Source organism: Methyloceanibacter methanicus (assembly GCF_001723285.1).
Lineage (GTDB): Bacteria > Pseudomonadota > Alphaproteobacteria > Rhizobiales > Methyloligellaceae > Methyloceanibacter > Methyloceanibacter methanicus.
In genome coordinates this window covers 1-13,164 of the sequence record NZ_LPWG01000008.1, presented here as the reverse complement: position 1 = coordinate 13,164, position 13,164 = coordinate 1, and the positions used below count along the sequence as shown (strand labels likewise).

General features: G+C 62.7%; 10 protein-coding genes and 4 pseudogenes. 6 read left to right on the top strand and 8 right to left on the bottom strand.

The features are described from left to right. Nucleotides 1-56: 56 nt before the first annotated feature. On the top strand, nucleotides 57-317 hold the full coding sequence (locus AUC68_RS18590) for an autotransporter domain-containing protein (protein WP_425283210.1): 261 nt from the start codon (nucleotides 57-59) through the stop codon (nucleotides 315-317). Nucleotides 318-619: 302 nt separating this feature from the next. Here the strand turns inward: AUC68_RS18590 and AUC68_RS04900 are convergent, their stop codons facing one another. The 3 genes and pseudogenes from AUC68_RS04900 to AUC68_RS04890 form a co-directional block, all read right to left on the bottom strand. Then, on the bottom strand, nucleotides 620-1,096 hold the full coding sequence (locus AUC68_RS04900) for a DUF1214 domain-containing protein (RefSeq protein WP_069436624.1): 477 nt from the start codon (nucleotides 1,094-1,096) through the stop codon (nucleotides 620-622). A 487-nt stretch (nucleotides 1,097-1,583) separates the two neighbouring features. Beyond that, nucleotides 1,584-1,970 (bottom strand): annotated as a pseudogene (locus tag AUC68_RS17525) (integrase core domain-containing protein); the annotation flags it as partial. A 212-nt stretch (nucleotides 1,971-2,182) separates the two neighbouring features. Beyond that, nucleotides 2,183-3,474: pseudogene (locus AUC68_RS04890) on the bottom strand (IS110 family RNA-guided transposase). Between the two features lie 193 nt (nucleotides 3,475-3,667). Here AUC68_RS04890 and AUC68_RS15590 point away from each other — a divergent pair. Both AUC68_RS15590 and AUC68_RS04885 read left to right on the top strand, forming a co-directional pair. After that, nucleotides 3,668-3,910 carry an integrase core domain-containing protein gene (locus tag AUC68_RS15590; protein ID WP_158008235.1) on the top strand — a complete coding sequence of 81 codons (243 nt, stop codon included), beginning with the start codon at nucleotides 3,668-3,670 and terminating at the stop codon, nucleotides 3,908-3,910. A gap of 339 nt (nucleotides 3,911-4,249) precedes the next feature. Then, the gene (locus AUC68_RS04885; RefSeq protein ID WP_069436623.1) at nucleotides 4,250-4,576 is read left to right on the top strand and encodes a hypothetical protein; all 327 of its coding nucleotides are present in this window, start codon (nucleotides 4,250-4,252) and stop codon (nucleotides 4,574-4,576) included. A 116-nt stretch (nucleotides 4,577-4,692) separates the two neighbouring features. Here the strand turns inward: AUC68_RS04885 and AUC68_RS04880 are convergent, their stop codons facing one another. The 5 genes from AUC68_RS04880 to AUC68_RS04860 form a co-directional block, all read right to left on the bottom strand. Next, nucleotides 4,693-5,691, bottom strand: coding sequence for an FAD:protein FMN transferase (locus AUC68_RS04880; RefSeq protein ID WP_069436638.1), 999 nt, complete (start codon nucleotides 5,689-5,691; stop codon nucleotides 4,693-4,695). After that, a complete protein-coding gene (locus AUC68_RS04875) occupies nucleotides 5,672-7,879 on the bottom strand; it encodes a PepSY domain-containing protein (protein WP_069436622.1) in 2,208 nt (735 codons plus the stop codon). Before AUC68_RS04875 ends, AUC68_RS04880 begins: the two co-directional genes overlap by 20 nt. Nucleotides 7,880-7,891: 12 nt before the next feature. Next, nucleotides 7,892-8,362, bottom strand: coding sequence for a DUF2271 domain-containing protein (locus AUC68_RS04870; protein WP_069436621.1), 471 nt, complete (start codon nucleotides 8,360-8,362; stop codon nucleotides 7,892-7,894). Nucleotides 8,363-8,421: 59 nt separating this feature from the next. Further along, nucleotides 8,422-8,757: a hypothetical protein gene (locus AUC68_RS04865; RefSeq protein WP_069436620.1), complete on the bottom strand. Its 336-nt coding sequence runs from the start codon at nucleotides 8,755-8,757 to the stop codon at nucleotides 8,422-8,424. 199 nt (nucleotides 8,758-8,956) lie between these two features. After that, nucleotides 8,957-9,271 (bottom strand): PepSY domain-containing protein, encoded by a 315-nt coding sequence (locus AUC68_RS04860; RefSeq protein ID WP_069436619.1) that lies wholly within the window; start codon nucleotides 9,269-9,271, stop codon nucleotides 8,957-8,959. 150 nt (nucleotides 9,272-9,421) lie between these two features. Between AUC68_RS04860 and AUC68_RS04855 the strand changes: the two are divergent. From AUC68_RS04855 to AUC68_RS16295, 3 genes and pseudogenes are all read left to right on the top strand, one after another. Next, nucleotides 9,422-10,080 (top strand): annotated as a pseudogene (locus AUC68_RS04855) (response regulator transcription factor). Then, on the top strand, nucleotides 10,077-11,432 hold the full coding sequence (locus AUC68_RS04850; RefSeq protein WP_069436618.1) for a sensor histidine kinase: 1,356 nt from the start codon (nucleotides 10,077-10,079) through the stop codon (nucleotides 11,430-11,432). The pseudogene AUC68_RS04855 and the gene AUC68_RS04850 overlap by 4 nt, the downstream one beginning before the upstream one ends. A gap of 347 nt (nucleotides 11,433-11,779) precedes the next feature. Beyond that, nucleotides 11,780-12,895: pseudogene (locus AUC68_RS16295) on the top strand (IS3 family transposase); the annotation flags it as partial. Between the last annotated feature and the right edge of the window lie 269 nt (nucleotides 12,896-13,164).

Genomic DNA, 13,164 nt, shown 5'->3' with positions numbered 1-13,164 from the left:
TCATAGTTGGGCGAAGATTACCGAGGGCGTTGTCATGCTGTTAGCGTTCAGTCGCTGTGTGGTCACGTCGAGCCACGCGTTTGAGGGGGCATGCCGGCTACCGCTTCGGCTCGTTCACCGGCGGCACCTTCTTCGAGCCTTTGGCGACGATCGAGGTCACTTGGGCCGATATCGACGGCTTCAACTTCAGTGGCAACAGAGTGCGCTTATCCGACGACGACGCCAATGTCAGAGGCCGGATCGGAGGATGGGTCGGCACCACAACGTCGGCCTGGGAAGACAACATGATGAAGCTGTTCCTGATCGCGAGCTTGTAGGTGAATCTGTCGGATGAAAACAGCGCCACGTCGGCGTCCTCGGGCCGCTCCTTATCAGTTCAACGACGACCTCCGAGACGTCTGGGGCGAGATCTCTGCCGACGTGAACCGGCTCAACTTCTCGCAAGCCACGGCCGTGTTCGCCAGGGTCGACTACACCTTCTGCGAGGACCTCTCGGGCTTCGGCGGCAAGGCCGGCATGCGCGTGGCTTGGTACGTCGCACGTCGGCTTGTGGCACTTAGCGGAAGAGCTGGCCGCTCAGCCGCGATGTCTGCTTCTGTCCCAAGCGGACCTTCGGCGATTAGTCGGCCGTTGAGAAGCTCTGCTCTGAGCTGCCCTCAACCTTTCCGAATGACCGGCGGCCACCATGTGCCGTCCAGCACCGACGGCTGCGTCTCATCCGGCCAATACAAACGGAACATGGGATGAATTTCGCGTCCGGAGCCGGGAGCCAGTTCGATTCTTTTTCGGGGTCGGGATTGTCCTTCTGCAGATAAAGGTCAATCGAGCCGTCGGCGTTCTTCTTGAGTTTATTACGTTCGCTGAGGGTGTAACGACTCAGCGGGTTGGCGATGAAGAAGTACTGGTCGTCATACATTGTCAGCGACCAGAACCCTTTGGCTGGCGGCAGATCTTTTTCGCTCTTGAACCGGATGACGTAGTTGTGCTTCGCAGTATCCAGTGGGTCACCATCGGCGTCATCGAGGCCGATGAGATATACTGCGTCCTTCGGCGCGTTAGCGGGAATGCCAAACGCGGCGAGCCACGCACGGGCCATATAGTCGGTGCCGTAGTGACCGATCTTGACACAAAGCGGACGTCCCAGGCGGAGCGAATGATGTCCGCTTTCGAGCAGTAACTGGGCGTCGTCGGGTACGCTTCAGTCTCGTTGTCGTCTGTCATGGGCGTCCCCTCTGTGACCCCCAATGCACGCCGTGCATAGCAGACAAAAGAGGGCCCCGGAGCAGCTGGAGGCTCCAGGGCTTCTCTTAGTCGAAACGTTGTATTCTGACGGGCACGGTGTGCAGATGGCCGCCCGTCATTGAGTCTCCCATACGCCCTTAGCTCAAGTTGGTCATCACAAATGCACAACTAGGATTCGGTAATGTGTGAGTACAGTTAACAAAGGGTAGTGCTCGCACGTCCAAAAGAAAAAGCCCCGGGCGCCTGTTGGGACCGGGGCAGTAGGAAGGCAAAGGTTAGGGGGCTTTACCTTCGGTCAGGTTATCGGGTTCTTCGACAGTTCCTGACCTGAGCCCCTTGTTTCATCCAATTGAACGTAGAGCCCGAAGGTCATTTGAGCCGTATTGGCTCGGTGATGCAACGGGACGGGGCGCGGAGCCCCAAGGTAGCTCAAACGACCCGTCCCGTTGCATCGCAGGGTCGTTGAGAATGGCGTAGATTGCCGGCGGCACATTGCCGATGGCGCTGTGCGGCCTGACGGTATTGTAGTCGTCCTTCCAGTCGGCCAGCGCCTCGCGTGCGTGATCGAGCGAGGTGAACAGGGTCTCGTTCAGGAGTTCATCGCGCAGCCGGCCGTTGAAGCTCTCGACGAAGGCGTTCTGCTGCGGCTTGCCAGCGGCGATGTAATGCCATTCGACCCGGCTCTCTTGCGACCAGTGCAGGATCGCCATGCTGGTGAGCTCCGTGCCGTAGCACGTCAGGAAGTTTGGCATTCGGATTGGCAACAAATCTCCCTGCACTGACGTGGGCCAGTGCATCTTCTTCACCGTCATCCAAGCGGCTTCCGCCGTCAAGGAAGAAGCTCTCATCCATAGCGAACACAGGATCCATGACGCGCAACATGTGGTCCTCACCGTCCTCAACACGAGATGCAATTCCAAGCGGAAGACCCGAGCATTATCTACAGGGTCGCGGATGCGCCCTCACGGCACGCACGGAGAGGGGTTCTTCCGCTTGGCACCGGCCCTTCGATGAATGGCCGGTAATCGGTACCGGTTTTGATGACGGCATGAGCTGTGCGCGCCATCTTGGCGGTAACTGCTGTCAACGCTTTGCGCCTGAGATTGGCATTATCGCGATCCTTGGCGATGTAGCGCTCAAATTTGGATCTGAAGCTGTTGTCACGCTGGCGTATTGCTACTTGGGCTGCCAACCAGAATGCACGTCGCAAACGTGCATTGCCGAACTTCGACAACTTTGTCTGTCCCCGAAACTGGCCGGACTGATGCGTGGCGAGGTCGAGACCGCAGAACTTCAGGAACTGTCGGTGATGGCGGAAGCGGCGCAGGTCACCCGCCTCGGCGAGGATGGTCATCGCGATAATCGGGCCGATTCCTGGCACCTGGCGCAGACGTAGAAAGTCGGGGTGATCTCGCAGGACAGCTTCGGCCTGACGTTCGATCTCGTCGCGTTGCCGGATCAGGCTGCGCCCCTCTGCAATGACCATCCGGTACATCGCGATGGCGGGACCATCGAGTTCAACCGGAAGACCAATAGACAATTGAGCTGTCTCGTAAATATCGCCTAGGAGCCGAGCTTTTGAGACCTTTTTGCCGACGACATCCCAAGCCGCGTCGACAAAGGCATCCTTTTGATGCGCTGTAATACTCGCTGGCGTTGGGAACGCCTCAAGGAAGGCGAGGAACCAGTCACTGCGCGAGTTACCGGCGAAGCGGCCCACTTCGGGAAAATAGAGCGGCAGATAATGCGTCAGTAGCCGGTGCCAGAGTTCGGTCTTGGCCTTCGAGACGAACTCGTGCGTCTTCGAGAGTTCCTGAATGTCGTTGATGCCGGCGCGTATCGGATCGAGATAGGTCTGCGTCGCCCCGATCTGGAGCATGTGCAGGATGACCTGAGCATCTCTGGGATCGTTCTTGTCCCAACCGTTGTGCAGCGCTTCACGCGTACGAGCCACCGCGACGGAGGACACCAGTCTGAGGGCGATGCCTTCCTCTAACAAGCGGAAGGCCAGAGGCCGATGGTAGTTCCCTGTCGCCTCGAAGCCGGCAATGACGGGCTTGCCCAAGCCGCGCAGCAGATCGACGAAGCGATCGTGTTCTGACCTGGTGTTGAGCACGACAAGCGCCGTCGCCTGGTCTTGCCTGGAACCTCAATCAGGACGTCGTTGCGAAGCTTCGAGACGTCAATGGCTACCAGAACCGCGTCCGGCGGAATAAGCTCTTGTCTGGTCATGGTCGGGCTTCTCCAAAGCGTAGATTCGACACCTTCACTTTAGAGATCTGCGGCCCGGCCCTGACCGCCTGCCTGCGTATTGGAGCGCCGCAGGCAGTCAGGGCCTTCGTCATCCAACTTCCTGACGTGCTACGGCCCAGAGTTCTCTGCTGCTCCCTTCCAGGATTGGCTGAAGCGGGTGGGCGTCACTCCCTTGAAGATCTATCCCGGCTCTCCTTGGGAGAACGGATACAACGAGCGCTTCAACGGTACCCTGCGCCGTGAGGTGCTCAACGCTGAATGGTTTGCATCAACCCAACAGGCCCAGGCCGTCATCGGCCAATGGCTCCGCCAGTACAATCACATCCGCCCACACCACGCCCTTGGCATGCGCCCTCCAATCCCTGAAACCCTACTGGAGAAACCGCCCAAAAGTGGTACAGCCAAAGGGGGCTAGACACACCGCCGAGGCTACGGCGTGACGCCCGAACTCGCGCAGATCCCGCAGTGCGGGAAGCGCGGTTTCGGCCCATCCGGGTGACGATCCCTCGCGCGTGCATCGTGCAGCGTACCGGTGCGCTCTTCTCATTCCTTTGGGGCCTGCGGCCCCTGCGCCGTCAAGGCACGGCAAGTGCCGCCGGCCGTATCCCCGTCTTTCGCCGGCCCAGTGGCGCGGCTGCCAAGACGGGCGATCCCCCTCGGCCGCCGGCAGCCCTGACGGCGGCTCCCCCCGCTCATCGGCGCGGGCCTAGCCGGTTGCATGCGCAACCCGTTTCTGAATTGAGGGGATCAAAGGATGACAACGACAACTGACTTAAAGGACATTGGATTCCGTGAACTGCAGATCACCGCTGACTTGCTGACGGCCTATTGCAAAAGCCCGCCGGACTTTCTCGGCTCTGGCGTTCACCTGATGATGAACACGCATAGCGGCTACGTCTTTTTGACGGACGAGGACTTCAACGTCGCAATGATGAATGGCGACAGGCTGGAGCAGTTCCATTCCTGCCCCGAATGCGGCGCCGAAGCTTCGCCGAGGACATTCCGGACAGACCATGCTGTCAACGCTACCTTGAGGACATGGCCGCCTGACGCGATACAGCACGGCGCAAAACCTCTCTAGACCTTACAATCAACCTTCCGACTTGCGGGCGCCCCACTGCGGCCGGGCTCAGCGCTGTTGGCGTTCAGCTGAAGAGCGCCAAGGAACTCAAGCGTACGGTGAATGGCTGAGGCGGTTCATCGGCGCAATCCTTCCGATGACCATAGGGAGGAGCGTGGCGTTTGCGGCGGGGGCCCAAAGAGGGGCCCTACTGCGATTTGTTCGATACCGCTGGTCGTGCGCAACAGAAACAGCGCGTCCACGTCTCGTTGGCGCGCCATCGCCGCGCCGTCCCGCGCGCCTAGCACCATCAGCGCAGTGGCCCAGGCATCGGCCTCGGCACAGCTTCGCGCGACCACGGTGACAGAAGCCGGCGAGGCATCAAGCGGTGCGCCGCGGCGTGGGTCCATCGTATGTGACAGATACTGCCCGCCAACTGAGACTCGTTGGCGATAGTCGCCGGAGGTGGCGACGGCCGCGTCCTCCAGAGCCAGCACCGACTCCGCTGCACGCCGGTCTGGATCCGGGCTCTCCACCGCGATGCTCCAGAGCCGCCCGTCGGGGCGCGTGCCCATCGCTCGCATCTCGCCGTCAATGCCGACCAGCCCGGCGGCGATGCCTTGGGCACGCAGCACCTCTGCCAGCCGGTCCACGCCATAGCCCTTGGCGATGCCGTTTAGATCCAGCGTCAGGGGCGCCGTCTTGCAGACGCGCCTTCCGGCGGGATCGAATGTAAGGGCCTCGTGTGCCGGCCGGCGCTCCGCTTGCAGGGCCGCACGAATGCGATCGGGATCGGCTGTCTCGCCCGCGAATCCCCAGGCCAAGATGGCATCGCCCATGCCGATGTCGAAGGAGCCACCGGAGGCCACGCCAACCTCCAACGCCAGTTGCAGCACCTGCATAAGCTGCGGCGGGATTTCTACCCAGTTGCCCACCGGCGCCGCGTTTAAGCGCATTAGGTCGCTATCTGGTTTCCATGTGGACATCTGGGCATCGACCTGATCGACGGCGGCCTGCAACGCCGCCTGCACCGCAGAGCGATCAAACCCGTCCGGCGCGAAGAACAGGGCCGACCAGCGGGTCCCCATGGTCGGGCCGTTCAGCGTGTGCCGGGTCTCAGTAGACGTCTTCAACATAGCGCCCTTCCATCTTCAGCATCGCCGGGGTGAGCCCGGCAGGTTTCAGCACGTCCGCAAGCGCGGCGGCGACACCGGCGGCCATGCCGCGGCCACCGCAAACCATCACCCGCGCGCCTTGGCGAATGAGCCGCGCAATCTCCGGCCCCTCGCGCCGCAACGCATCCTGCACATAACTCGGCTGCTGTGTGCGCGAGATCGCCGGAACCAGCCGGGTCAGGCGCCCATCTCTCTGCCAGTCGGTGAATTCTGCGTCATAGAGGAAGTCGCTGTCCGGATGCCGCAAACCGAAGAACATGTGCACGGGACGGCGCCCCATGTTGCCGCGGATGAAACCCGCCAGCGGTCCGACGCCGGTGCCAGCCCCGACCAGGATCAACGGAGCCGCGCTGCGGTCGGGATGGAAATCGGGGTTGCGGCGCAGGAAGGCCCGCACGCCGTCACCTGGCTTCAGACCCATCAACTGGCCTGAACAGAGACCGCCGGGGTGCTTTTTCACTACTATTTCAATGAAGCCGTCACGATGGCCGGAGGCGAGCGAGTAGAATCGGGTCACGTCCGAGCCTTCCGGCAACACGCCTAGCAGATCCCCCGGTGCGAACCGGCCGAAGCCGCGCCCGGTCAGGCGTCGCCAGAATGGCACGCGCGGCAGGGCGAAGCGCAGGATGGCGGTCGGTGCCTGCACCTCGGCGCCATAGTCGCGGCGCGAGATCAGGGTCAGCGCCAGGCTGGCAGGCCTAACCGGGCAATGCGCCAGCTCTAGCTTCAGCCCCATGGCTTGGCCGAGAGCCTCGCCCCAGCGGGCGAAATCCTGCGGCGACTGCCGGTCGACCGTGTCATAGGGGATGAGCTGAACCCAGCCACTGGCTTCAGCCGCTTCGGCGACACGTTTGGCATAGCCGCAGAAGGCAGGAAAATTGCGATCGCCGAATCCCAACACCGCCAGCGGAATCTCGCTCGGCGCCGATTGGTTCTCGAGTCGGTCGAGAAAGCCCTTGGCTGAGGCGGGCGCGGCACCGTCGCCATAGGTGGCGGCCAGCACGAGGACGCGCTTGGCCTTCGCATAGCGCCGTGGGGCGAAGGCCGACATCGGCGCCACATGCACGGATCGACCGGCCGCCGTGAGTGCCACGTGCAGCGTGGCAGCAAACCCCCAGGTGGTACCGCCCTCGGTGCCCACCAGCACGATGGTTTCGGCCCTACTTGCTGGGGCGTTCTGGTGCAGGCGCGGACGCCCACGCTTCGCGGCGGCCCAGAGGATCACGCCGGTTAGCGCCATCCCCGGTAAGCCCAGTGCCATCAGCCCAAGAACCAGCCCCAGCACTGCGGCGCCTTGGCCGGTGTGCAGCATGTAGATCGTTTCGGACAGACGCTCCCAACCACTCAGATCGGCCCAGGCCAGCAGCGCGCCGCTGCCCTGGTCGACATAACCGGTGCCGCTGTCGGTCTTGAGGGTGAAGACATCGGTGGCGTCGTCTGGGTAGGGGAAGGTCAGTTCGCGCAGCTCCGTAACCGGCGTGTCTCCCAGCAACGGCAGATTGGCCAGCGCCACACCGGTCTGGCCGCTCACCTCCGCTGGAAAGGCGTGCGGCGTGCTGTCATCCGGCAGCAGATCGAAAGTCGATGCAGTCATCCACAACGCGGTGGCGGAGGAGAGCAGCAAACCAATGACCGTCAGCCGCGCAATCTCCACATGCAGCCGCCCCGCGAGCGGGCCGCGCAGCGGAGCGAGCCATCGGCGCCAGCCCCCCGTCCGGCGCGCGACGAGAAGGATGCCGGAGACCGAGAGCAGCAGCATAGATGCGGCCCCCGCAGCCATGATTAAGCGGCCAGCATCGTCGAGAAACAGCGAACGGTGCAAATTGGTCAGCCAGCGCAGCGTCTGGTTGGGATCAGCAGAGGCCACGCCCTGACCTGTGGCCGGGTCAATCACCGCCGCGCCGGGCCGGCCCTCCTCAAACCAATAGGCGGTAATCCGGCCCGAGGGCGCGCGCCGTATCTGTTCGACGCCCGGGAAGACCGCCTGAATGCGGCCCGCCAGATCGGCCACGCTCTGCTCCGTACCGGCCTGCGGGGCGGAAAGCCGCTCGGCGGCAGGAAAGACCGACAGCGCCGCGCCGCTCAGCGCCAGGACCGTCAGAAAGAGTCCTGCCAGAAGGCCCAGCCAGCGATGAACAGAGCGGAGCATGGGGGCTATCCGCTAGTAGCTGTAGGAGAAATCGGCAATGTAGCGGCGCCCGCGCGTAGCCGTGCCCGCACCCTCGGCGGTCAGCGGCACGGCGATCTCGTTGGGGCTGTCGCGCATGTCCTCGACAGCGGCGTCCACATGCAGGGTGTAGCCCGCGTCGAACAGCGCATCGGCCAGATCCAACGTGATCTCGAGTGTCCGCCCGGCACCGACGCTGGCCCCGGTGATGCCGTTGATCTCGGCAGTGTTGCCGCCGGTAGCGCGATACCAGTCCGACAGATGCTTGTAATATTTCGATTTGCCGCCGGCCATCCACAGGGTGCCGACATGGGCGCCCGAGGCATCGGTGACGTAGTAGGCCAGATAAGCACCGTCGCCGCCATAGGCATTCAAATTGGTGGTGAGGGTCACAGGCCGGGCATTGGCAAGCCCCGGCGCGGTCAACGCGGTGGTCAGCGCAAGCGTGGCGAGAAGTGATTTCATTGTGTCTGTCCTCTGGGGAGGCGAGCGAGCGGTCCAGATGCCCGGATCGCGTGGCTGTCTCAGTTGATCTGAACCTGCGGCTTGGCACCGTTGCCGAAGAGACCGTTGTGCGGCGGAACAGCGGCGCCGGCGGGGGCCGGGTTCATCCGGCCCCCGCGTCCGCCGTCGTCGTTATCATCGTCGTCATCATCGTCGTGAGACTTGCGGGGATGCTTGCGATGGTCGTCGTCATCGTCGTCGACAAACCACAACCGCAACGAGCCATGTTCCGGCCGGAACTCGGCGGTCAGCGCACCGTCTGCGGTCCTGTCGTCTTGCATCGCGCTCCGGGCCGGCAGACAGGTGGCGAGCCCCAGCGCGGCGGAGGCGGTCAACAGGGCGATGGTCTTTTTCATGGCGGGATCTCCTTGGTATCCGATGCCTGATTTCGCTACCGAGCCTGAGTGTTTCCTGACGAAGATCCATTTTCTGCTTCAGCTTGGTGTCAGGATGCGGCGAGCACCGGCGACCCGCGACGAGCCACACCAAAAGCCCCGCCATGTCGCGGGGCGACGCCCGAGCGGCATCCGGCGTCATTGGGTTGCGCGGTGAATGTCAGTCGTCGACGCGGCGATCACCGTGACTGCGATGGTGCTTGTCATCCTCATACTCGATCTCAAGCACATTGAGCGTTGCGGGATGCACCTTCACTTCGATCAGGCGGCCCTCAGCGTCCTGGCCTTTGATCTCGTAGCAGCCGTCGTCGATCTTGATTCGGTGCACCGTCCAGCCCTTGTCCTCGGCCAGTTGTGCCACTGCTGCGCGTGGCCGCCAGTCCGCCATCGGCACGTAACAGTCGTCGCCGGCCAGCGCGCCGCCGGTCGAGAGGCTGGCAGCGGCAAACGCCAGAATTGCAAGCATTTTTGTCATGGGCCAAACTCCGTCCTGCGGGTGTCTTCAACCATTCTATGCGGGATGAAGCTGACGGGATCCTGACGAGGTTCCGCCGCTCCCGTCAGCGCCGCGTCAGGCGGCCGCTTCATACAATGCGCAAGAACAGACAATGGAGCCCGGGGCCATATGCGCATTCTGCTGATCGAGGATGACACCGTTCTGGGAGCCGCCGTGCGCGACCAAGTGGTCAGCGACGACCATTCCGTCGATTGGGTGATGCGGCTGGATGCCGCCACCGACGCGCTGCTTGGGGCGAGATACGATCTCATTCTGCTGGACCTGATGTTGCCTGACGGGCGCGGCGTTCCCTTTCTGAGGCGCGGCGGACCAAGGGCGATGTGACCCCCGTGATCATCCTCACCGCCCTCGATCAGGTTTCCGACCGGATCGAGGGGCTGAATGCGGGCGCCGACGACTATCTGGTCAAGCCATTCGACCTGGCCGAGCTTTCGGCCCGGATCGGCTCGGTGGCGCGGCGCTATACCGGCAATCCCAACCCCATCATCGTCCATGGTCCGCTTGAGGTTGACGTGGCCGCCCGCTCGGTTCTCCGCGACGGCCGGCCAGTGTCGCTCACCGCCCGGGAATGGGCGCTGTTCGAAGCGTTGCTACAGCGGCCCGGGCAGTTGCTGTCCAAGGCGCAGCTCGAAGAAAAGCTCTATGCGTTCGGCGCCGAAGTCGAGAGCAACACGATCGAGGTGCATGTCAGCCGCTTGCGCAAGAAGCTCGGCTCCGGAGTGATTGAGACCGAGCGAGGGCTGGGCTACCGGCTGGGGTCGGCATGAGAGCGCCACGCAGCCTGCAGGCGCGGCTCGCACTCGGCATCGGGCTGCTGCTGACACTGCTCTGGGCGGGGGAGGCCACAGTCACCGCTCTGGTGCTGCGGAGCGAGATGGACACGGTGTTCGACTCGACCCTGCAGGAAACCGCACAACGGCTGCTTCCGCTCGCGGTGACCGAGATTATCGGACGCGAGGATGAGGGCGTGACACAGCGGCTGGGCGCAATCCGGGCGCATGACGAATTTTTCACCTACTTGGTCCGCGACGATCAGGATCGTATCCTGCTGCAATCGCATAACGCCGATCCGACGGTCTTTCCCGCCTACGACGGGCCCGGGTTCCGGGAGACCGCGACCCACAGGCTCTACAACGACGATGCTCTGCAGGGCAGCATCCGCATCACCGTGGCCGAGCCTCTAGCTCATCGGGCGCACGTAGCCTGGAACCTACAGACGGTGCTGGGTGTGCCGCTGCTGATCGTCACTCCGGTGGCGCTGATCGCCATCGCCTTCGCCGTACACACCAGCCTCACCCCGCTGCGGCGGTTCCGCAGCGCGCTGGCAGTGCGCAATGCCCGCGACCTCTCGCCGGTGCCGGCGCCGGGCCTTCCGACCGAGATTGCACCAGTTGCCGATACGCTGAACGATCTGCTGGCCCGCCTCAAGGCCGCCTTCGACGCCGAGCGCAGCTTTGCCGCCAATGCCGCGCATGAGCTCAGAACGCCGCTGGCGGGCGCCATCGCGCAGGCGCAGCGGCTGAGGGCCGAGATCACAGATCCGCCGGGTAGGGCGCGCGCCAGCGACATCGAAGCGACGCTGAAGCGGATGACACGGGTGTCGGAACGGCTGATGCAGATGGCTCGGGCAGAAGGCGGGCGGCTGCGCCGCGACCAGCCATCGGACCTGCGCCCGCTCCTGCAACTGATCGTGCAAGACTTGGCTCGGCAGGTGCCCGAAATGTCCCTGGACCTGACATTGCCCGAGCTCCCGGTTCTATCCGACCTCGATCCCGACGCTCTGGAGATCATTTTGCGGAATCTGATCGACAACGCGCTGCGCCACGGGCAGCCTGGCACCCCGGTCCGGATCACACTGAGCGCCGCGGGACACCTCACGGTGACCAACGAGTCCCCTGTCGTGCCACCCAAAATACTGAACCGCCTCACGCAACGTTTTGAACGCGGCACGGCAAACGCCGAGGGCAGCGGGCTGGGCCTGACAATCGTGGCAACGATTGCCGAGCGAACTGGCAGCGCGCTCACACTCGCTTCGCCGGTACCGGGAACGGAGAGCGGCTTCAGCGTGGAGATAGAACTTCCGGTCGGGATGGATAGAAGAAACTCCGGCGAGACGTGACGAGCAGTCTGAATGCGCACGCATAATCGGAAAAGCAGCGCTCACCGCTATCGATACATTTTTGGCCAGCGCGGGTGCTAGTCGACCGAAAATGCGGCCCGCAATAGGGTAGAAGCCAACCCTCTGTGGCGGGCCACGTAGCCTCTAAAGATCCAGGGAGGCGGCTCGCTTGCCTTCTTCAGCTTGAGCCGCGTCTACTCGTGCTTGCGTTATGACAATAGCGCCCTGTTTCTCGTCGATCTTCCTTCGCCTGGATTGACGTAAGACTGAGCTACTCCCCGGGAATCGGACACTGACGTAGCCTACGATTTGCTGTCTGTTGATCTCCAATGAGAAGGAGATGACAGATGTCGAAGCGCAAGCAGCATTCGCGTGAATTCAAGGCGAAGGTCGCCCTGGAGGCCGTGAAGGGTGAAGAGACGATATCTGAACTGGCAAGCCGGTTCGGTGTTCACCCGACGATGGTTCATCAATGGAAACGTGCGCTGTTGGAAGGCGCCTCGGGCGTGTTCGAGCGTGGTGGCCGGCGGAGGCGGGAGATCGACGAGGATCAGGTCGAAGACCTCCACGCCAAGATCGGGGAGTTGGTTATCGCCAACGATTTCTTGTCACGAAAGCTCAAGCTTGGGGCGTGAAGTGAGACGCGGCATGACTGAGCCGGGCCACCCCGGATTGTCGATCGGCAAGCAGTGCACGCTGCTGTCGATCTCGCGATCGTCGTTCTATTACGCTATTACGCGCCCCAGGGCGAGAGCGAGATGAACCTCGCCCTGATGCGCCGGGTTGACGAACAGTTCCTGGAGACACCGTTCTTCGGCGTCCGGCAAATAACCTGGCACCTGAGGAACGAGGGCCATCTGGTCAACGAGAAGCGCATCCGGCGGCTCATGGGGCTGATGCCGATCTACCAGAAGCCAAACACCAGCAGACCGGCGACGGGGCACAAGATCTGGCCGTGTCTGCTGAAGGGATTGAGGATGGATCGGCCGAACCAGGTCTGGGCGGTGGACATCACATGCCTGCCGATGCGCCGCGGGTTCCTTTATTTCGTAGCGATCATGGACTGATTCACCCGCAAGGTGCTGGCCAGGCGCATCTCGAACACATTGGAAGCCGACTTCTGCGTCGAGGCGTTGAACGAGGCGGTCTACAAGTTCGGTGTGCCGGAGATTGTGAACTCCGACCAAGGTTCGCAGTTCACGTCGTTTGCCTGGACGGACCGGCTGCGGCAGATGGGCGTCGGCATCTCGATGGACGGCAAGGGGCGGCTCCTCGACAACATCTTCGTCGAACGACTGTGGCGCGCGCTCAAATACGAGTGTGTCTATCTACACGCCAGGGAGACCGGGTCACACGCCAGGACTGGTGTCGGCAAATGGATGGACTTCTACAACCGGAAACGTCCACACTCTGCCCTTGGCGGCCAGCCGCCGGCCATGGTCTATTGGCAGACAATCGAACAACACCAACCCGATCAACAGGTGCAGAGTGTAGCTCAGTTTACGTCGAAGTCTGTCCAACGATCGGGGAGTAGCTCACGTCGCCAGCCTAGAGGCAGTCCGCGATCCTGGGCGGCATCGAGTAGGTGCTGGCAACAATGCAGGCTGAGCGTTCGTCTAGTGGCCTGGCTTTCGGTGTTTGGCCAAGTACTGGCCGCTTGATTGATTGCGCCCGCATACAAGTCTTCCTACTTCAATGGCTGCCCTGCCAATGTCAATCTCAGAGCGCATCT

What these genes read in the sequence shown, in the direction of transcription:
- AUC68_RS04860 (WP_069436619.1), bottom strand. Translation starts at nt 9,271, where the DNA reads ATGACAAAAATGCTTGCAATTCTGGCGTTTGCCGCTGCCAGCCTCTCG.
- AUC68_RS04865 (WP_069436620.1), bottom strand. Translation starts at nt 8,757, where the DNA reads ATGAAAAAGACCATCGCCCTGTTGACCGCCTCCGCCGCGCTGGGGCTC.
- AUC68_RS04880 (WP_069436638.1), bottom strand. Translation starts at nt 5,691, where the DNA reads ATGTTGAAGACGTCTACTGAGACCCGGCACACGCTGAACGGCCCGACC.
- AUC68_RS04870 (WP_069436621.1), bottom strand. Translation starts at nt 8,362, where the DNA reads ATGAAATCACTTCTCGCCACGCTTGCGCTGACCACCGCGTTGACCGCG.
- AUC68_RS04900 (WP_069436624.1), bottom strand. Translation starts at nt 1,096, where the DNA reads ATGGCCCGTGCGTGGCTCGCCGCGTTTGGCATTCCCGCTAACGCGCCG.
- AUC68_RS04850 (WP_069436618.1), top strand. Translation starts at nt 10,077, where the DNA reads ATGAGAGCGCCACGCAGCCTGCAGGCGCGGCTCGCACTCGGCATCGGG.
- AUC68_RS04875 (WP_069436622.1), bottom strand. Translation starts at nt 7,879, where the DNA reads ATGCTCCGCTCTGTTCATCGCTGGCTGGGCCTTCTGGCAGGACTCTTT.
- AUC68_RS04885 (WP_069436623.1), top strand. Translation starts at nt 4,250, where the DNA reads ATGACAACGACAACTGACTTAAAGGACATTGGATTCCGTGAACTGCAG.